Raw genomic sequence first — 18,489 nt, 5'->3', positions numbered from 1 at the left:
AATCATGTCCAAAAAGCCCCCAGTCAAAGCGGCAGCCTCGAGCGCAGCCGAAATCCTCGCGGCGCGCGCCGCGGCACGCAACACCGACGGCGGGCCCGCGAGCCCGGCGCCCGCAGCCGCCGGCAAGGGCGATGCGCCCGCGCAGCGCGCAATCGACACGCAGGCGCTGGCCAGCGGCATGACCGCGAACGTCAACAAGCCGCTCGAGCACGGCGAGGCCAACGCGCAGTCGACACCGGCAGGCGTGACAGTGGCGCCGCCTTCGCGCCTGCCTGGCGCCAGCACGCTGTCCGAAGCCAATGCGTCGGACAAGATCGGCGCCGTCGCGCTGGAGGCGCTCAACGCGACCATCGGCACGCTCGATCGCGTGCGCGTCGATTCGAGCGGCCAGGTGCTCACGACCAACCAGGGCGTGCACATCGCGGACAACCAGAACTCGCTCAAGGCGGGTGCGCGCGGGCCGGTGCTGCTCGAAGACTTCATCCTGCGCGAGAAGCTCACGCACTTCGATCACGAACGCATTCCCGAGCGCATCGTGCATGCGCGCGGTTCCGGCGCGCACGGCTTCTTCGAGTGCTACGAGCCGCTCACGCAGTACACCAAGGCCGCGCCCTTCAAGGAGGCGGGCAAGGTCACGCCGGTGTTCGTGCGCTTCTCGACGGTGGCCGGCGAGCGCGGCTCCAAGGACACCGCGCGCGACGTGCGCGGCTTCGCCGTGAAGTTCTACACCGACGAGGGCAACTGGGACCTGGTCGGCAACAACATGCCGGTGTTCTTCATCCAGGACGCGATGAAGTTCCCCGACCTCGTGCACGCGGTGAAGCCGGAGCCGCACCACCAGATGCCGCAGGCCGCGAGCGCGCACGACACCTTCTGGGACTTCGTCTCGCTGATGCCCGAGTCGACTCACATGCTCATGTGGCAGATGAGCGACCGCGCCATTCCGCGCAGCTACCGCATGATGCAGGGCTTCGGGGTGCACACCTTCCGCCTCGTCAACGACGCCGGCGAGAGCGTGCTGGTGAAGTTCCACTGGCAGCCCAAGCTGGGCACGCACTCGCTGGTGTGGGAGGAGGCCGTAAAGATCTCCGGCGCCGATCCCGACTTTCATCGGCGCGACCTGTGGGAGGCCATCGACGCAGGTGAATACCCCGAGTGGGAGCTCGGCCTGCAGATCTTCACCGAGGAGCAGGCCGAGCAGTTCAGCTTCGACATCCTGGATGCCACCAAGCTGATCCCCGAAGAGCTCGTGCCGGTGCAGATCGTCGGGCGCCTGGTGCTCAACCGGAACCCCGACAACTTCTTCGCGGAGACCGAGCAGGTGGCTTTCTGCACGGCGCACGTCGTCCCCGGCATCGACTTCACGAACGACCCGCTGCTGGCGGGGCGCATCCACTCTTACGTGGACACGCAGATCAGCCGCCTGGGCGGCCCGAATTTCCACGAGCTGCCGATCAATGCGCCGATCGCGCAGGTGCACAACAACCAGCGCGACGGCATGCACCGCCAGGCCATCCATCGCGGGCGCGTGGCCTACGAGCCCAACTCGCTGGCCGGCGGCTGCCCGTTCCAGGCCGGCGCGGCGCAGGGCTTCATGAGCGTGGCACGGCGTGTCGACGCCAAGGAGAGCGCGGACAAGGTACGCATCAAGCCCGAGAAGTTCGCGGACCACTACACGCAGGCGCGGCTGTTCTTCGAGAGCCAGACCGAAGTGGAGCAGGCCCACATCGGCAATGCGTTCCGCTTCGAGCTGTCGAAGGTCACGGTGCCCGCCATTCGTGAGCGGGTGGTCTCCATGCTGATGAACGCCGCGCCCGACCTGGCGCAGCGCCTGGCGCAGGACCTCGGCATGGAGCTTCCGGCACCGATGCCGAAGGCGCTGGAAACGCCCGCCACGCCTGAGGTGGAACAGTCGCCCGCGCTGTCGCTGACGGCACGCCCGGGTGACGGCGGCATCCGCACGCGCAAGGTGGCGGTGCTGGTGGCCAACGGCGTGGAAGGCGCGTCGCTGGAGAACGTGATTGCAGCGCTGGTGGCCGAGGGTGCGGTGCCGCGGCTCGTGGGTGCGCGGCTTGGCACCTGCGTGGGCGCCGGCGGACAGAAGTTCGCGGTCGATGCGACCATGGAAAACTCCCCAGGCTTCCTCTTCGACGCGCTCGTGCTGCCCGATGGCGCGCAGGCCGTGGAGGCGCTCGATGCCGACGCGCACACGCTCGAATTCCTGCGCGACCAGTACTGGCACTGCAAGACCATCCTGGCGCTCGGCGCGTCGGAAGCTCTGCTCGCTCAAGCACAGATCCCGCTGACGATGCCCGAGGGGGAGCCAGATCCGGGGCTGATCCTGGCCGACGCCGCCAGTGTGGACGACGCCATCACCGCTTTCATCACGGCCGTGGGCGGCCCACGCCAGTTCGGACGCGAGAACGACCCGCCACGGGCCTGATCGGCGCGGGCGATCAGGAAAGCCGGTCCTGGCCCTTTCGCGCCTTCGCGAACCCGACCAGCAGCACGACGCCAAAGCCCATGAGGAACATGGCCAAGGCGTTGCCGCCGATCTCGCTGTTGTTGGCCGCGCTGATCGCCCTGGCTGCCGCGTTGGCGTCGGTCGCGGTCATCGCGGTGGCGAAGGCTGCTTCCGGCGGCCCGCCGGCAAAGGCGAGGAAAGCGCCAATCAACAGCGCGACAACGCCAGCAAGCATGAGCATTCGGGCGGGCTTGTTCATCGACTTTCCTTTTGTCGAGAACCTTGATTTTCGGGGCGTGCCGGCTCGGGCTTTTCGCCGGCTACCCGGGGCCCGGACGGCAGGCAGCGCGGTGCGTCCTCGACGCGGCCCGCTGCCAGCGCCGCGGCACGCTCGGCGCGCAGGCAGGCCATCAGCGCGTCGTCCTTGCGCGACCACAGGCCCTTGTCCTGGCAGCGCATGGCGCGCGTGGCCAGCAGCGCGACCGCGTCACTGTCGCCGACCTGAAGCCAGTTGGACTCGTGCACGAATTCCTCGGTGCTCTCGCAGCTGTCGCGCGTCACGGCGCCGGTGATCTCGTAGGCCAGCACCGCTTCGGGCGTGGCGGAAAGTGCGCTCGTGGGGACGGCCACGACCGCGGGCGCAGGGCCGCCGGTCATGCGGCTCATCACGCCGGAAAGTACGGCCGCGGCCAGCAGCAGCACGAAGAATCCGCCCAGCAGCGTGCGCACGGTCTTGCCGCGCGTGCCGAAATAGCGTTGCTGCCGCTCGATCTGTCCGGCCCACCGCGATGCGAGCCTGGCGTGCAACGCCAGCCATGCCGGCAGATGGGCGTGGCCCTGCGCGGCGAGGTGCAGCGCGAACCAGTCGGGAAAGTCGCGCGCCATGTCGTCGAGCGCCGGCGCAAGGCGCGCCTGCGCAGGCCCGGGCGAGGCCACGCGCGCAGCCGCATCGAGCGCCTGCTTTTGCAGGTCAGTCACGGCCGGCGCCTGTGCTTGCCACTGCAGGCCCTGGTTGATCACGCGCGAAATCCAGTGCGCGGCCGCAGTGCTGGCAATCGGCCGGGCGTTGCGATCGGCCCAGTGAAAGCGCAGCGCCGCGGTGTCGAACAGCGCGGCCCGCCCGGCGGGATCGTCGTGCAGCAGATCGGCGATGCGGGCCTCGAGCTGCGCGTGGCTGTCCAGATGCAGCAGCCGCGGGTCGGCCAGCGCCGCTTCGAAAACGTCCGCGACGGCCTCGGGGGGCGCATCGCGCAACTGCTCGGTCCAGTGGCGCAGCGCTTGCCTTGCTTCGTCGGGCGTGGGCGAGACGGTCGCGGCAGGCAAGGGCTCATCCATGCGGGGCGGATCGGCCGGCGGCGCAACGGGCGTGGAATGCGGAGAGATGTCAGGCTCGTCCTCACTTTCCTGCTCGTCGTCCGCCTGCGCGGCCCAGGCCAGCGCCTGCTCGTAAGCCTGGCGCAGCCGCTCGAAGGCCTCGCGCTCGCTGCCTTGGTCGATGGCCTTCAGCGCCGCCGCATAGGCGCGCTTGATGGCCTTGGCGTCGCGCGTCGGCGCCAGGCCGAGGCGCTCGAAAGCGGCTGTCACGGCGCTCAAAACACGAAGTCCGGATCGAAGTGGCTGTCGCGCTCGAAGAAGCCCACGGCCTTGCGCAGCCGCTCGCGCGCCGAACGGATCTGCCGCTCGTCCTGGGATTCGAGCGTGAGTTCGAAACGCGAGATATCGTCGCCCAGCCGTTCACGGGCGTCTCCGCGCAACTGCTGGAACACGCGCTCGGCCTGCGCCACCAGCGCACGGTTCTCGGCCTTGTCGCGCGGGTGGATCTTGAGTTCGGCCAGCTGGCTCAGGCGCGCGGCGATCTCCAGTTCGCTGAGCACGCCGCTGTTGCCCTGAATCACCAGCCGGTGCACTTCCTTCGTGGACACGACGGTCGCCTCGACCTCCAGCAGGCCATTCACGTCGTAGGTGAAGCGCACCTCGACGCTGGCTTCGGCGCGCGGGCCGGGCGGCAGCGGCACTTCGAGCACGCCGAGCCTGATGTTGTCGCGCACCAGCCGCGCCTCGCCCTGGAAGATCTCCAGCGCGAGCAGGCGCTGCCCTTCGCGCACCGGAACGTAGCTCTTGACGCGGCTTGCCGGCACCACGGTGTTGCGCTCGATGATGGGCGAGAAATAGCCGTCGACCTCGCCGCCGCCAGGCATGCGGTGCACGGTCTCCACGCCCAGCGTGTAGGGGCACACGTCGGTCATCACCACTTCCTTGAGCGCCAGGTCGCGCGCCTTCAGGCCGGCCATCACGGCGGCGCCGAGCGCCACCACCTCGTCGGGGTTGATGTCCATCGCGGGAAAGCGGCCGAACATGCGCGTGACCATCTGCCGCACCACGGGCGAGCGTGTCGCGCCGCCGGCGAGCACCACGTTGTCGATCTCGCCCGCGCGGATGCTGGCGTCGCGCAGCGCGCGTTCGACCGGGCCGCGCAGCCGCGCCAGCAGCGGTTCGCTGATGGCGCGAAAGCGCTCCTGCGTGAGGGCCAGCGTGTGCTCGCGGTCTTGCCAGTGGAGCGTGAGCATGGCGCTCTCGCTCTCCGACAGCGCACGCTTGGCCAGCTCGGCGCGCGCCACCAGCTGCTGCATGAACCCGCCGTCGGCGCGCGCGGCCTCGGGCAGGCCGGTGTCGGCGAAGAACAGCTGCACGATCTCGTTGACGAAGTCTTCGCCGCCGAGGAAGTTGTCGCCGGCCGTGGCACGCACTTCCATCACGCCCTCGAACATTTCGAGGATCGACACGTCGAAGGTGCCGCCGCCCAGGTCGAAGACCAGGAACTGGGTCGCGTCTTCGTCCTGGTGCAGCCCGTAGGCCAGCGCGGCAGCGGTGGGCTCGTTGACCAGCCGCTCCACCTGCAGCCCCGCGAGCTGGCCTGCGATGCGCGTGGCCTTGCGCTGGCTGTCGGAGAAGTAGGCCGGCACGGTGATCACCGCCTCGGTCACCGGCTCGCCCAGCATGGCCTCGGCGTCGGCCTTCAGCGAGCGCAGCACCAGCGACGACAGCTCCTCGGCGCGAAAGCTCCGTGCGCCGAGCTGGAAGGTCTTGTCGCTGCCCATGTAGCGCTTGAAGAGCGACGCCGTCACCGCGGGGTGCGTCTGAAGCCGGTCGCGCGCGGCCTGGCCCACCAGCACGCTGCCGTCGGCGTCGATGCTCACGCAAGAGGGCGTCAGGTAGGCGCCCAGCGCGTTCACCACGAGGTGAGGGCGGCCGTCCTTCCAGACGGCGGCCAGGCTGTGGGTGGTGCCCAGGTCGATACCGATGATCATCAACGAGGTCCTCTTCTGCTTCAGGGTGGCGCGAGGCCGCCATGATGCCGTACGCGCGTGCTGTTCCGGTGCGCGTGTTCGCAAAGACTGGAGCGCATCCATGTGGTCCTACGTTTGCTCAGCGGTCTATCCGATGTTCGTTGCCGGGCCGTACGGTGACGCTCTCACCCTCTGAAACTCGGGTACGCCGACATGTCCACTGCTTCCGACGCCAACGCCAAATATTCTGCGGAGGAGGGCCATGCTTATCCGCTTGGGGCCACGTATCGAGACGACGGGGTCAACTTCGCCGTCTTTTCGGCGCATGCGACCCGGGTCGACGTCTGCATCTACGACGAGGCCGGTGAAAAGGAACTGGGCTGTGTCACCCTGCCGGAATACACCGACGAGGTGTGGCACGGCTTCATCCCGGGCCTGCAGCCCGGCGCTCGCTATGGCCTGCGTGTTCATGGCCCCTATGAGCCGGAGAAGGGCCACCGCTTCAATCACCACAAGCTCCTGCTCGATCCCTATGCCAAGGCCCACATGGGCGAGCTCAAATGGGGACCCGAGCTGTTCGGCTACACCGTGGGCCACCCGGATGGCGACCTGAGCTTCGACGAGCGCGACAGCGCGCCCTTCATGCCGAAATGCGTGGTCGTGGATTCGAAGTTCGCGTGGTCGCAGCCCCAGGGACCGATGGTGCCCTGGAGCGACACGGTGTTCTATGAAACCCATGTTCGCGGCTTCACGATGCGCCACCCGGGCGTGCCCGAGAACCTCAGAGGCACCTTCGCGGGCATGGCGCAGGATGCGGTGATCGCCGGGATGCGTGAGCTGGGCGTTACCAGCGTCGAGCTGCTGCCGATCCAGTATTTTCTGAACCAGCCGTTCCTGACGGACAAGGGACTGACCAACTTCTGGGGCTACGACACGATCGGCTTCTTCGCGCTGGACCAGCGCTACATGGACGGTCCGCACATCGACGAGTTCAAGCACATGGTGGACCGTTTCCACAGCCAGGGGCTCGAGGTGATCCTCGACGTGGTCTACAACCACACGCCCGAGGGCAACGAACTGGGCCCGACCATTTCCTTCAAGGGCATCGACAACGCGAGCTACTACCGCCTGATGCCGAACGAGCCGCGCTACTACATCAACGACACGGGCACCGGCAACACCGTCAACCTGAGCCATCCGCGTGTGCTCCAGATGGTCACGGACAGCCTGCGGTACTGGGTGACCGAAATGCGCGTGGACGGCTTTCGCTTCGACCTGGCCACGATCCTGGCGCGCGAGCCGCACGGCTTCGACGAAGGCGGCGGCTTCCTGAAGAGCTGCCGGCAGGATCCGGTGCTCTCCAGCGTGAAGCTCATCGCGGAGCCGTGGGACATCGGCCCGGGCGGCTACCAGGTCGGCGGCTTTCCGCCGGGATGGGCCGAGTGGAACGACCAGTTCCGCGACACGGTGCGTGCATTCTGGAAAGGCGATGAAGCCATGGCGCCCAAACTGGCTTCCTGCGTCACGGCCAGTGCCGACCGCTTCAACAACCGCGGCCGCCGCCCCTGGGCGTCGGTGAACTTCATCAGCGCGCACGACGGGTTCACGCTGGCCGATACCGTGAGCTACAACGAGCGGCACAACGAAGCCAACGGCGAAGACAACCGCGATGGCCATTCGGACAACCGCAGCTGGAACTGCGGCGCCGAAGGTCCTACCGACGACCCCCAGATCCTTGCACTGCGCGCGCGGCAGCAGCGAAACCAGCTGGCCACGCTGTTCCTGTCCCAAGGCACGCCGATGCTGCTGGCCGGCGATGAGTTCGGGCGAACTCAAAAGGGCAACAACAACGCGTACTGCCAGGACGACGATATTTCGTGGGTGGACTGGGAGGCTGCAGGCACGGACGCTGCACGCGCATTGCGCGGCTTCACGCAGAAGCTGCTGGCGCTTCGCAGGCAGACCCCCGTGCTGCGCCGCAATCGCTTCCTGACGGGAGCGACATTCGGAGGAGAGGGCGGCGCCAAGGACGCCGCCTGGTTCGCTCCCGACGGCAACGAGATGACGCCCGCGCACTGGGAGGACACGCAGACGCGGTCGTTCGCGCTGCTTCTGGATGGCAGAGCGCCCGTGTCGGCGGTCGACCGGCCCGCGCACGACACCAGCGCGCTCGTCATCTTCAACGGCTGGCAGGACGCGGTGCCTTTCAAGCTTCCCCCCGCACCCGGCGAGCCCTGGACGCTGGCCATGGAAACGAACAACGACGCGAACGGTTCATCGAACGAGACCTTCGAGGAATATCTTGCGACCGGCCGTTCGGTCCTGGTTTTCCTGAGCGCGCCGCGCGCGTCCGAGTGATCGCCTCAGGGCTGCGCCGGCATCTCCTGCACCCGCGCCGCCAAGGCTTCGGCCGGAAAGGGCTTGGTCATCCTGGAGCACCTCGGTGACCAGCATCCGGACCATCGGTTCGTCATCGACCACCTTACCCGGCTGACGCAGCGCCTGCGCGCCGGCGGACTCAAGTAACATTGTTGCGCCAATTGTTTCTTAGAGTAAGTCGACATGCCTTTGACCAGCAGCATCCGCGCCGCCACCTCTTTGCGTCTTTTGCAAAAGGCATCGCTGCTGCTGTTGCCGCTCGCCGTGCTCTCGTGCGGCGGCGGTGGTGGCGGAGGGTCCGGGTTTTCGGCCTTCCCGCTGCCGATCGGGGGCGCTGGCAGTGGCGGCACGCCCGCGGTGCAGGCGTCCACGTACGCCGTGGGCGGCAGCGTCAGCGGCCTCGTGGGCAGCGGGCTGGTGCTGCAGCAGGCCGGCTCGGCCGACGTGGCGGTCGCGGCGGACGGCCGCTTCGTTTTCGGGGACCGTCGTGCCAAGGGCGCCAGCTACGCAGTCACGGTGAAGCAGCAGCCCGCCAACCCGCCACAGACTTGCACGGTCAACCGCGGCGCGGGCACGGTGGGCGAGGCCGACGTGGGCGACATCGCGGTCGTGTGCTCGGCTGCCGCGTTCAATGTGAGTGTCAAGGTCACGAAGCTTGCGGGCGGCGACCGGGTGGTGCTGCAGAACAATGCGGGCGACGACTTGACGGTCACGGCCAACGGCACTTTCAGCTTCGCCACGCCGGTGGCCAGCGGTGCCGGTTATGGCGTCACCGTGAAGACGCAGCCCGCGGCGGCGCAGACGTGCGTGGCGCACGGTGCGTTCGGTACCGTGGGCGCGTCCGACGTCACGTCCGTCGAAGTGCGTTGCACGGACGTCGGCCTTTCGCGTTTCGCCTACACGCCCAACGAAGGCTCGAACAACGCGAGCGCATTCGAGATCGGCGCTGGCGGCTCGCTGCCGGCGCCCACGACGGTGGCCGCAGGCAGCTCGCCGCAGCACATGACGGTGGACCCCTCGGGGCGCTACGCGTATGTCGCCGGCTTGCTGAGCAGCACCGTCTTCGTGTTCTCGATCGACCCGGGCACTGGCGCGCTGCTGCTTGTGCAGACTGTCTTCGTCAACAGCGCCAGGTTCATTGCCATCGAACCGCAGGGCCGTTTCGCCTATGTGCTGGGCAACCGCAGTGTCGTGCAGTTCGCGATCGACAGCGCCACGGGGCAGCTTGGCGCGGCAACTTCCTTCGCCACCGGTGGCTCGCCCAACGACTTCTGGATGGCCATCGATGGCGCTAGCCGGTTCGCGTACCTTCCGCACCTCGATGGCAGCGTCGACGTGCTCGCCATCGATGCGACCTCCGGCGCATTGAGCGGGCCCGTGCAGAGCGTTGTCCTGCCGGTCGGACTGCAGGCATTCAACGTTGCGCTGGAACCCTCCGGACGGTTTGCCTACGTGGCGGCAATAGCCCCCAACCCTGCGCCTTCCAGGCTCATCGCGTATGCCATCGATCCGCGGGCGGGCACGCTGACGCAGGTTGCCTCGGTCGACACCGGAATGGCCGGACGCGGCCTCGGCATCGATCCGACAGGGCGATTCGTCTACGTCGCCAACGTCAACGCTGCGAACGTGTCGGCGTTCGCCATCGACGCACGCACCGGCGTGCCGACGCCGCTGGCCGGCAGTCCCTTCGCGACCGGAGGGTCGGGGCCGACGTCGATCAGCGTGGACCGCACCGGCCGCCGTGTCTACACCGCCAACCAGATATCCAGCACGGTCTCGGTCTTCGACATCGATCCGGTCACCGGCGCCTTGTCGAGCCCGGTCCAGTTTCCGTCGGGCGGCACCAGTCCCCAATACGTCGCGCTCACGAAGTAGGGCCATCAAAACCGGCCGTGGGCGTGGCTCCCACGCATGGGCTGCCGGTCGTCCTACGCTCCCTGAAGAATCACGTCCCGAATCGGGGCAAATGCACTACGTCTTCTAGTGCATCTGTCTGTGTTTCGAAGCCCTTCGCGAATCTACGATTTCCTCATTCGCTGCTGATGCGAACGCCTCGGGCAATTCCGCACGGGCAACCTTTGGAGATCACGAGATGAACAAGGACACGGTCGACGGCAATCTCAAGCAGGTCAAGGGATCGGTCAAGGAAGCGCTGGGCAAGGTCACCGGCAACAAGCGCCTCGAAGTCGAAGGCGCGGCCGAGAAGCTGGCCGGCAAGGCCCAGGAAGGCGTCGGCAAGACGCAGGAAGCGGCCAAGGACGCCGCCGACAAGCTGCGCAAGTAGTTCGGTGGCTCGCCGATATCCCATCCACATCAACTCACCACGAAGGAAATAGACATGTTTGAAAAAGCTGAAGGAACGATGCAGAACATCGCAGGCCGCGTCCAGGACGCATTCGGCGCCGCCACCGGCGACACCGCGACCCAGTTGGAAGGCAAGGCCAGGCAGGTGGCCGGCAAGGCACAACAGGGCTATGGCGCCGTGCTCGACCAGGTGCGTGAGTCGGCGGTGGTCAACCCCGTCGCGACCCTCGCGGTGGTGGCCAGCGTGAGCTTCGTCCTGGGCGCCCTCTGGGCCAAGCGCTGAGACGCGTGCATTCCACGGGAGAGAAGAACATGACAACCACAACTGCAACGGTGCTCCTGCCGCATTCCGCCGAGGTCTATCGGGGGCGCGTGTCCTGGGGCGCGGTCTTCGTCGGCCTGTTCCTTGCGCTGGCGACTTACCTGTTCCTGGGCGTGCTTGGCACGGCCGTGGGCACCGGCTCCATCGACGCGCTGCGCGAGCGCAATCCGCTCGCGGGCTTCGGCATGGGAACCGGCCTGTGGGTCGGCGCCTCCACGCTCATCGCGCTGGCCGTGGGCGCCTTCTTCGCAGGGCGCTCGGCACCGGGCAAGGGCATCCTGCATGGCGTGCTGTGCTGGGCGGTGACGACGCTGGTCACGGTCTATGCCCTCTCGATGCTCGCAGGCGGCGTCATCGGTGCGGCCTCGGGTGTGGCGGGCACCGGCCTGTCGCTCGCCGGCCAGGGCGTGGCGGCCGCCGCGCCCACGCTGGCTTCGGGCGTGAAGGACCAGCTGCAGAAGAACGGGATCAGCTTCGACATGTCGGACGCCCGCGCCCAGCTGGAAACCCTGCTGCGCCAGACCGGCAAGCCCGCGCTGGACCCTGACAAGCTGAAGGCCGACGCCCGCGCGGCGGCCAGCGACGGCAAGGCGACCGCCGCCGACGCGGCCACCGCGCCGCAGACATCGGCGGACGACCTCGCGGCCTTCTTCGATCGCCTGCGCCAGAAGGCGCAGCCCGGCCTCGATGCGGCGGACAAGGACGCGCTGGTGAACATCATTGCGGCGCGCACCGGCAAGAGCCGCGCCGAAGCCCAGCAGATCGCCGACAACTACGAGCAGAGCTTCAACCAGGCGGTGGCGAAGTACGACGCCTTCAAGCAGCAAGCCGAGCAGAAGGCCCGCGAGGCCGGTGATGCCGCGGCCAAGGGCGTGAGCCATGCGGCCTGGGCCGGCGTGATCGCGCTGTTGCTGGGTGTCCTGGTGTCGGGCGGCGCGGGCTTCCTGGGCCGGCGCAGCGTGCGCGACTGACGCACGAGGCAACGCAAGCTCCCGCATCGCGAGCCGGGTTGTAATGGCGCGCATGCGGGACTTCCGCCGATCAAGACCTACACCATGAACGATCGCGTTCTACAGACCCAGACCGACAGGCGCCAGCTCCAGCAGATCATCACCGGGCTCACCGAGGGTGTGATGCTGATCGAGCCCGATCAGCGCATCGTCTGGGCCAACGAGGCCGCCCTGAAGATGCACGGCGTGGACAAGGTGGCCGAACTGGGCGCCGACGTCACGCAGTACCGCGAGCGGTTTCGCCTGCGATATCGCAACAACCATCCGCTGCAGGAAGGCCAGTACCCCATCGAGCGGGTGATCGCCGGCGAATGCTTCAGCGACGTGATCGTGGAGGTGTTTCCGGCGCACGACGACAACGTCAACTGGGTGCACCGCGTGCGCAGCCTGGTCCTGACCAACAGCGACGGCGAGCCCGACTGCCTGGCGCTGATCCTGCACGACGCCAGCGAGTGGGCCAGCGCCGAGAACCGCTTCGAGAAGACCTTCAATGCCAACCCGGCGCCGGCCGTGATCTGCCGGCTGAGCGACCAGCGCTACATCAAGGTCAACCAGGGCTTCCTGGAGATGACCGGCTACGTGCGCGAGCAGGTCATCGGGCGCTCGGTGTACCAGCTCGATGTTTTCGAGAACGCCGACAGGCGCGACCTGGCAGTGGAGCGGCTCGGTGAAGGCGGCACCATCCCGCAGATGGAGGCCGAGCTTCGGCTGCCCGATGGCGGCCACAAGCCGGTGGTGGTGGCGGGCCAGCCGATCGACATCGGTGAAGAGGCCTGCATGCTCTTCACCTTCATGGACCTGGAACCGCGGCGCAAGGCCGAGAGCACCCTGCGCCAGAGCGAGGAACGGTTCCAGAAGGCGTTTCGCATGCTGCCCGTGCCCAGCGCGGTGCTCAGGGCGGAGGACCTGGTCTTCCTGGACATCAACGAGGCGTTCAGCGCCGCCACAGGCTACGCGAGCGAGGACGTCGTGGGACGGGCCGGCGAGGAGGCCGGGGTCTGGCCGGGCGAAGTCCCATCGAAGATCGCGCAGCGGCTCGCCCCGGGCGGCAGCGTGAGGAACGCCGATTTCAGGATCGGCCGCAAGGAGGGCGATGCGATCGACGCGCTGGTGTCGGCCGAGACGGTCACCATCAACGGCCAGGATTGCGTGCTTCTCGCGTGGCTGGACATCACCGATCGCAAGCGCTCCGAACTCGAACTGGTCAGCGCCATCGAGACGGTGATGCAGGACGCCTCCTGGTTCAGCCGATCGCTCATCGAGAAGCTGGCGAATGTGAAGCGCGCCGGCAACTCTGCAGAACTCGGGGATCTCACGAAGCGTGAACGCGACGTCTTCGATTCGCTGTGCCGGGGGCATTCGGACAAGGAGATCGCGAAAGAACTCGGCGTGGCGCTGAGCACCGTGCGCAATCACGTCGCGACCATCTACGCCAAGCTGGATGTCCACAGCCGGGGCGAAGCGCTGCTCTGGGCGCGCGACCATGGATGCTTCGTGGCGTCGAAGCAGGCGCAGAGCTAGGCCCGAGGAGCGCCCGCCGTGGGGGCGGCGCGAGCCTTTGCGCTCGTTTCCTACACCCAGGCCAACCGTCGATGAGTAGATTAATCAAATCGTACTCAGATCGACCATGACTTCCTTCCGCTCCCTGGTTTCGTTCCTTTCGGGCCGGCGTGTTTCCGCACGGCGCCAGCTCCAGTCGCTCTACCGCAACCAGGCCGTGATCGAGTTCACGCCGCAGGGTGACGTGGTGTTCGCCAATGAGCCCTTCCTGGCGCTGATGGGCTATTCGCTCGACGCAATCAAGGGCCGGCACCACAGCATGTTCGTCGACCCGGCCGAGCGGCATTCCGGCGACTACGCACAGTTCTGGAACCGGCTGCGGCGCGGCGAGCCCTTCGTCGGGCGCTGCAGGCGCATCGCCGGCAACGGCGGCGAGGTCTGGTTGCAGGCCAACTACAGCCCCGTGCTCGATGGCGCAGGCAAGGTGGTGCGGGTCGTCAAGTACGCCATGGACATCTCCGGGCAGGTGCTGCGCGACGCGGAATCGCAAAGCCAGCTGGCCGCGGTCGGGCGCGCGCAGGCCGTGATCGAATTCGACCTCCAGGGCCGCATCCTGCGTGCCAACCGCAACTTCCTGGATGCGATGGGCTACCGCCACGAAAGCGATGTCGTCGGCCGGCACCACAGCATGTTCGTGCGCCCCGACGAACGCCAGGGCGCCGCGTACAAGGCCTTCTGGCAGCACCTGGCGCGCGGGCAGTTCCACCAGGGCCAGTTCGAGCGTGTCGGCCGCGAGGGCAACACGGTGTGGATCGAGGCCAACTACAACCCGGTGCTCGACCAGGCCGGCCAGCCGTTCAAGGTGGTCAAGTACGCCACCGACATCACCGCCCGCTTCGAAGCGACGCGCATGGTGCAAGGCGCGTTCGAGGAACTGAAGCAGCTGGTCAGGCACAGCGCCAGCCAGGCGGGCGACGCCCATTCGCACACCCGCCAGGTGGCCAGCGTCGCGCTCGATGGCGCGGATGCCTCGGCGGACGCCATGGCGGCCATGCAGCAGATCCAGGCCGACTCCAAGCGCATCGCCGATATCGTGGGCCTGATCGACGGCATCGCCTTCCAGACCAACATGCTCGCGCTCAACGCGGCGGTGGAGGCCGCGCGCGCGGGCGAACAGGGCCGCGGGTTTGCCGTGGTCGCGGGCGAGGTGCGCAGCCTCGCGCACCGCAGCGCCGCCGCCGCGCGAGAGATCGGCGGGCTGGTCTCCGCCTCGACGGCCCGCGTGCAGGCCGGCAACGAGAAGGTGCAGGCGTCGGGCCGCGTGATACGGGAGATCCAGCAATCGGCTCAGCAAGCTTCCCGGATCATGGAGGCGATCGTCGACGCCTCGCGCAGCCAGGATGTGCGCCTGGGCGCGGTCCACGAGGCGATGGCTCGGCTGGAGGCCGCGGGCAGCCGGGCCTGAACGGGCGTCAGCGCAGCCGGTACGCCACGCCGTCGCGGCCGGGGTCCGCGCCGCCATGCAGGCCGTCGGCCTGCACCTGCACGCCGTGCACCCAGCCGATCGTGTAGTTGTACGGGTTGCGGCCGATCGTGTAGCCCTGTGTTTCGAGCGCGCGCGTGGTGGAACGCGGAATGCGGTTGCACACGTCGATGGCATTGCTGGTGGACGAGAAGCGCGGCGCCGACACGGCGGCCTGCATCTCCATGCCGTGGTCGATCACGTTGAGCAGCACCTGCAGCACGCCCATGGCGATCTGCGTGCCGCCGGGGGCGCCGAGCACCACGTCGAGCGCGCCGTCCTTGAAGGTCATGGTGGGGCACGACGATGTGAAGCGGCTCTTGCCCGGCCGGATGCTGCCGGCGCGGCCCGGGCGCGGGTCGAACACGCCCATGCAGCCGTTGTACAGGAAGCCCATGCCCGGGGTGATGATGCCCGAGGGCATGGCCAGCGAGTGGGTCAGCGAGACCGCATTGCCGTCGGCGTCCACCACGCTCAGGTGGGTGGTGTCGCGGGGCACCGGCGCGCCGGGGTTCACGCGCTCCACGTTGAAGCGGTGGCCCGTGCGGATCTGCTCAGCCACTTCGCGCGCCATGTCCTTGGACAGCAGCTGTTCCAGCGGCACGTCGAAGAACTTCGGATCCCCGATGCAGCGGTCCTTGTCGATGGTCGCCTTCTTCATGGCCTCGCACACCCGCTGCAGGTAGCCGGGGCTGTTGTGCTCCATGCCCGCCAGGTCGAAGTGCTCGAGGATGTTGAGCATCTCCAGCAGCATGGCGCCGCCGCCCGGCGGCTGGTTGGTGGTGACGGTGCGGTCGCGGTAGCGGCCCACCAGCGGCGGGTTGCGCTGCACTTGGTACCGGGCCAGGTCGTCGAGCGTGAGCAGCGCGCCCAGCGACTGCAGGTGCGCCACCATCCGCTGCGCCAGGTCGCCTTCGTAGAACGGCCGCGCGCCTTCCTCGGCAATCTGGCGCAGCACGGCGGCCATGCCGTCGTTGCGCAGCGGCGCGCCGATGGGCTTGGGGCGCCCGTCGGGGCGGCAGTAGAGCTGGCGGCCCTCGTCGCTGTATTGCAGGCGTTCGAGGTTGCCGACGCGGCCCATGGCCGGCTCGTCGATCCAGAAGGCGTGCATGCCGGGGCGCACGAAGTAGCCGTCCGCCGCCCAGCGGATCGCCGGCTCCACCACCTGGCGCCACGGCAGGCGGCCGTGCGCCTGGTGCATCGCCTCCAGGCCCTTGAGCGTGGCCGGCGTGCCGATGGACTGGGGGCCGATGTCGTTGACACGGCCCTGGAGGATGAAGCCGAAGCCGTCCCGCGTCTCGCCCTCCAGCAGGTGCTCCCACATGTCCTCCCTGGCGGCCAGCGGCGCGGGCGAGTGGAAGTCGAAATATTCATGCACCTGGGCGCCGGGCAGGTAGACGGCGGCGGTACCGAAACCCGCGATGCCGCACATCAGCGGATCGACCACCGTCTGGGCCAGCGCGGTGGCCACGGCGGCATCGACCGCGTTTCCGCCCGCGCGCAGGATGTCGATGCCCGATTCGGCGGCCTCCGGCTGCGGGCAGACCACCATGGCTTCTTTGTTCATGGGCGTTGCTTGCCGGTTCATTTGGCGCTGAGGTTCAGCGCTTCGAGCGTGGGGCCCCAGGCCTTGGCGTCACGCACCGTCGTCTCCATCACCAGCGCCGAAGGGCCTGACAGGGGGATCACGCCCATGCTCTTGAGCTTGGCCTGCACGTCGGGGCTCTTGTGGAAGGCCTGCGTGGCCTTGTTGAGCTTTTCCACGATGTCGGCCGGCGTGCCGGCGCGCGCCACCACGGCGCTCCAGCCCATGTTGTCGAAACCCTTCACGCCCAGTTCGCCCAGCGTGGGCACATCGGGCAGCTCAGGGGTGCGCTGCGGTGCCAGCACGGCCAGCGGATTGAGCTTGTGGTTCTTGATGTGGGGCAAGGCCGTGCCATACACCGGCGCCATCACCTCCGTCTGCCCGCCGATGGTGGCCAGCACGCCGTCGGCCTCGCCCTTGTAGGGGATGTGGGTCATCGAAATGCCCAGGGCGTTGTCCACCAGTTCGACGGCCAGGTGCGTGGAGTTGCCCAGGCCGGCGGAGGCGAAGTTCAGCTTGCCGGGCGCCGCCTTGGCTTTTTCCGTCAGATCCTTGAGCGTCTTGATGCCCGTGGCCGGGTTGGCCGACAGCACGAAGGGCACGGTGGTCAGCATGGACACGCCCACGAAGTCCTTCTCGGGGTTGTAAGGCAGCGGCTTGTAGGTGAACTGGTTGAGCACCATCAGCGAGACGCTGCCCAGCAGCAGGGTGTAGCCGTCGGCGGGCGCATTCAGCGCGTTCTGCGCGGCGATGAGGCCGCCCGCACCGGGCTTGTTCTCCACCACGATGGTGGCGCCGATGGCCTTGCCGGCGTGTTCGGCCCACAAGCGCGCGATGGTGTCGCTGCTGCCGCCCGGGGCTTGCGATACGACCAGGCGCACCGGCCGGCTGGGGTAGCTTGCCTGCGCGTACGCGGTGGCGGCCGCGACGGCCGCGAGCGCGGCACCGATCAGGATCCTGGAGATGTGCGTGATGGGTTGGGGCACGGGGGCTTCCTCAGAGGGCTGTCATGAAAGATGAAGGTATTTTCATGACGACCCTGTCGCTCTCCTAGTGAAAATGCACAATGTGTGCATGAAGGTTTACTCATGATTGATCGATCGGACGGCGCGTCCTGGGCGCGAAGCATCAAGGTGCGGCACCTGGAGTCGTTCCTGGTGCTGGACGAAGCGGGCACGCTGACCGAGGCGGCGGCGCGGCTGCACATGACGCAGTCGGCCATGTCGCACTGGCTGGCCGAGCTGGAACGCGTGGCGGGCACGCCGCTGGTGGTGCGCGGGCGCAAGGTGCAGCTCACGCCGGCCGGGCACCTGCTCAGGCGGCTGGCGCTCACGGTGCTGGGCGACGTCGCCCGCACGGGCCGCGAGATGCATGCGGTGGCGGCGGGGCGCGTGCCGCGCCTGAACGTAGGCAGCGTCTGGGCAGGCATCGCCGGCGGCCTGCCCGAGGCTGTGGCCGCTTTCCAGCAGCGGCACGCCGACGTGGCCGTGTCCATCCACGACGGGCCGTTCGACAACCTGCTCAAGGGCCTGGAGACGCGTGCCATGGATGCCGTCATCGGTGTCCTGGATGCGCGGGCGCACCAGCCGCAGCTGGCACACCAGGTGCTGTTCGACGACCGGGTGAGCATCGTCATCGGGCAGGGCAGCAGGCACTGGGGCAGCAACCGGGTGCTGGACTTCGCCGACGTGCTGCGCGAGAAGTGGGTGATGCCGCCCGTCGGCACCCTCACGCGCATCCAGATGGATGCCTACCTCATCGAGCAACAGGCATCGTGGCTGGTGCCCAAGGCGGAAACCGCCTCGCTGGCCATGATGCAGGCGCTGCTGCAAAAGGGTGACTACGTGGGCGCGTGTTCGGAATCCATGGCGGACTACATGGCCTCGCTGGGGCTGTTCAGGAAAGTCGCGGTCGATTCGAACATCCGGTTCGGCCCCATCACCGTGGTCTGGAACCGCGAGCACGCCTCGGCCACCCTCATGGACTTCGTCGCCTGCCTGAAGGCGCATGCGCGGGGCGTGCCTGGTGTGCCGGTGCAGGCGCCGCCTGGCGCTTAGCGCCCACGCCACTCTCCTCGAGCGCGCGGCTTGCGGTGCGTCACGGCCCGGTACGTTCG

At 68.0% G+C, this 18,489-nt stretch carries 14 protein-coding genes; 9 read left to right on the top strand and 5 right to left on the bottom strand.

The window, feature by feature from the left end; genetic code table 11:
- Window positions 1-4 precede the first annotated feature (4 nt).
- Complete coding sequence (locus C4F17_RS28860; protein WP_106937911.1) at window positions 5-2,443, top strand: catalase; 2,439 nt, start codon at window positions 5-7, stop codon at window positions 2,441-2,443.
- Window positions 2,444-2,456: 13 nt separating this feature from the next.
- Here the strand turns inward: C4F17_RS28860 and C4F17_RS28855 are convergent, their stop codons facing one another.
- The 3 genes from C4F17_RS28855 to C4F17_RS28845 are packed head-to-tail and all read right to left on the bottom strand — an operon-like array spanning window position 2,457 to window position 5,772.
- Window positions 2,457-2,723 carry a hypothetical protein gene (locus C4F17_RS28855; protein ID WP_106937910.1) on the bottom strand — a complete coding sequence of 89 codons (267 nt, stop codon included), beginning with the start codon at window positions 2,721-2,723 and terminating at the stop codon, window positions 2,457-2,459.
- Window positions 2,720-4,048 carry a J domain-containing protein gene (locus C4F17_RS28850; RefSeq protein WP_159053767.1) on the bottom strand — a complete coding sequence of 443 codons (1,329 nt, stop codon included), beginning with the start codon at window positions 4,046-4,048 and terminating at the stop codon, window positions 2,720-2,722. The genes C4F17_RS28855 and C4F17_RS28850 overlap by 4 nt, the downstream gene beginning before the upstream one ends.
- Before the next feature lie 5 nt (window positions 4,049-4,053).
- Complete coding sequence (locus tag C4F17_RS28845; RefSeq protein ID WP_106937908.1) at window positions 4,054-5,772, bottom strand: molecular chaperone HscC; 1,719 nt, start codon at window positions 5,770-5,772, stop codon at window positions 4,054-4,056.
- Window positions 5,773-5,964: 192 nt separating this feature from the next.
- On the opposite strand from C4F17_RS28845, the gene glgX reads away from it, so the two are divergent.
- The 7 genes from glgX to C4F17_RS33785 all read left to right on the top strand — a co-directional run bounded on the left by glgX (window position 5,965) and on the right by C4F17_RS33785 (window position 14,731).
- Window positions 5,965-8,109: a glycogen debranching protein GlgX gene (glgX, locus tag C4F17_RS28840; RefSeq protein WP_106937907.1), complete on the top strand. Its 2,145-nt coding sequence runs from the start codon at window positions 5,965-5,967 to the stop codon at window positions 8,107-8,109.
- Between the two features lie 204 nt (window positions 8,110-8,313).
- A complete protein-coding gene (locus C4F17_RS28835) occupies window positions 8,314-10,005 on the top strand; it encodes a lactonase family protein (protein ID WP_106937906.1) in 1,692 nt (563 codons plus the stop codon).
- A gap of 217 nt (window positions 10,006-10,222) precedes the next feature.
- Window positions 10,223-10,414, top strand: coding sequence for a CsbD family protein (locus C4F17_RS28830; protein ID WP_081271009.1), 192 nt, complete (start codon window positions 10,223-10,225; stop codon window positions 10,412-10,414).
- Between the two features lie 54 nt (window positions 10,415-10,468).
- Window positions 10,469-10,717 carry a CsbD family protein gene (locus C4F17_RS28825; RefSeq protein WP_081271008.1) on the top strand — a complete coding sequence of 83 codons (249 nt, stop codon included), beginning with the start codon at window positions 10,469-10,471 and terminating at the stop codon, window positions 10,715-10,717.
- 29 nt (window positions 10,718-10,746) lie between these two features.
- Window positions 10,747-11,727: a hypothetical protein gene (locus tag C4F17_RS28820; protein ID WP_106937905.1), complete on the top strand. Its 981-nt coding sequence runs from the start codon at window positions 10,747-10,749 to the stop codon at window positions 11,725-11,727.
- A gap of 84 nt (window positions 11,728-11,811) precedes the next feature.
- Window positions 11,812-13,287, top strand: coding sequence for a helix-turn-helix transcriptional regulator (locus C4F17_RS28815; RefSeq protein ID WP_106937904.1), 1,476 nt, complete (start codon window positions 11,812-11,814; stop codon window positions 13,285-13,287).
- A gap of 106 nt (window positions 13,288-13,393) precedes the next feature.
- On the top strand, window positions 13,394-14,731 hold the full coding sequence (locus C4F17_RS33785) for a methyl-accepting chemotaxis protein (protein ID WP_106937903.1): 1,338 nt from the start codon (window positions 13,394-13,396) through the stop codon (window positions 14,729-14,731).
- A gap of 7 nt (window positions 14,732-14,738) precedes the next feature.
- On the opposite strand, the gene ggt is transcribed toward C4F17_RS33785, so the two are convergent.
- Together ggt and C4F17_RS28800 are read right to left on the bottom strand one after the other, a co-directional pair.
- The gene (ggt, locus tag C4F17_RS28805) at window positions 14,739-16,355 is read right to left on the bottom strand and encodes a gamma-glutamyltransferase (protein ID WP_106937902.1); all 1,617 of its coding nucleotides are present in this window, start codon (window positions 16,353-16,355) and stop codon (window positions 14,739-14,741) included.
- Window positions 16,356-16,372: 17 nt separating this feature from the next.
- Window positions 16,373-17,359, bottom strand: a complete 987-nt coding sequence (locus C4F17_RS28800) for a Bug family tripartite tricarboxylate transporter substrate binding protein (protein WP_106937901.1) — start codon at window positions 17,357-17,359, stop codon at window positions 16,373-16,375.
- Between the two features lie 102 nt (window positions 17,360-17,461).
- Here C4F17_RS28800 and C4F17_RS28795 point away from each other — a divergent pair, with 102 nt between their 5' ends.
- Complete coding sequence (locus tag C4F17_RS28795) at window positions 17,462-18,430, top strand: LysR family transcriptional regulator (protein WP_106937900.1); 969 nt, start codon at window positions 17,462-17,464, stop codon at window positions 18,428-18,430.
- The last annotated feature ends 59 nt before the right edge of the window (window positions 18,431-18,489 follow it).

Source organism: Variovorax sp. PMC12, from assembly GCF_003019815.1.
GTDB lineage: Bacteria > Pseudomonadota > Gammaproteobacteria > Burkholderiales > Burkholderiaceae_C > Variovorax.
Note: the sequence above shows the minus strand (reverse complement) of the source record. Positions and strands in the feature narration are given on the sequence as shown.

Excerpts from the sequence above, each read along its gene's own strand:
- C4F17_RS28795 (WP_106937900.1), top strand. The coding sequence starts at position 17,462 with ATGATTGATCGATCGGACGGCGCGTCCTGGGCGCGAAGCATCAAGGTG.
- C4F17_RS33785 (WP_106937903.1), top strand. The coding sequence starts at position 13,394 with ATGACTTCCTTCCGCTCCCTGGTTTCGTTCCTTTCGGGCCGGCGTGTT.
- C4F17_RS28830 (WP_081271009.1), top strand. The coding sequence starts at position 10,223 with ATGAACAAGGACACGGTCGACGGCAATCTCAAGCAGGTCAAGGGATCG.
- C4F17_RS28835 (WP_106937906.1), top strand. The coding sequence starts at position 8,314 with ATGCCTTTGACCAGCAGCATCCGCGCCGCCACCTCTTTGCGTCTTTTG.
- C4F17_RS28845 (WP_106937908.1), bottom strand. The coding sequence starts at position 5,772 with ATGATCATCGGTATCGACCTGGGCACCACCCACAGCCTGGCCGCCGTC.
- C4F17_RS28820 (WP_106937905.1), top strand. The coding sequence starts at position 10,747 with ATGACAACCACAACTGCAACGGTGCTCCTGCCGCATTCCGCCGAGGTC.
- C4F17_RS28855 (WP_106937910.1), bottom strand. The coding sequence starts at position 2,723 with ATGAACAAGCCCGCCCGAATGCTCATGCTTGCTGGCGTTGTCGCGCTG.
- C4F17_RS28860 (WP_106937911.1), top strand. The coding sequence starts at position 5 with ATGTCCAAAAAGCCCCCAGTCAAAGCGGCAGCCTCGAGCGCAGCCGAA.
- ggt (WP_106937902.1), bottom strand. The coding sequence starts at position 16,355 with ATGAACAAAGAAGCCATGGTGGTCTGCCCGCAGCCGGAGGCCGCCGAA.
- C4F17_RS28815 (WP_106937904.1), top strand. The coding sequence starts at position 11,812 with ATGAACGATCGCGTTCTACAGACCCAGACCGACAGGCGCCAGCTCCAG.
- glgX (WP_106937907.1), top strand. The coding sequence starts at position 5,965 with ATGTCCACTGCTTCCGACGCCAACGCCAAATATTCTGCGGAGGAGGGC.
- C4F17_RS28825 (WP_081271008.1), top strand. The coding sequence starts at position 10,469 with ATGTTTGAAAAAGCTGAAGGAACGATGCAGAACATCGCAGGCCGCGTC.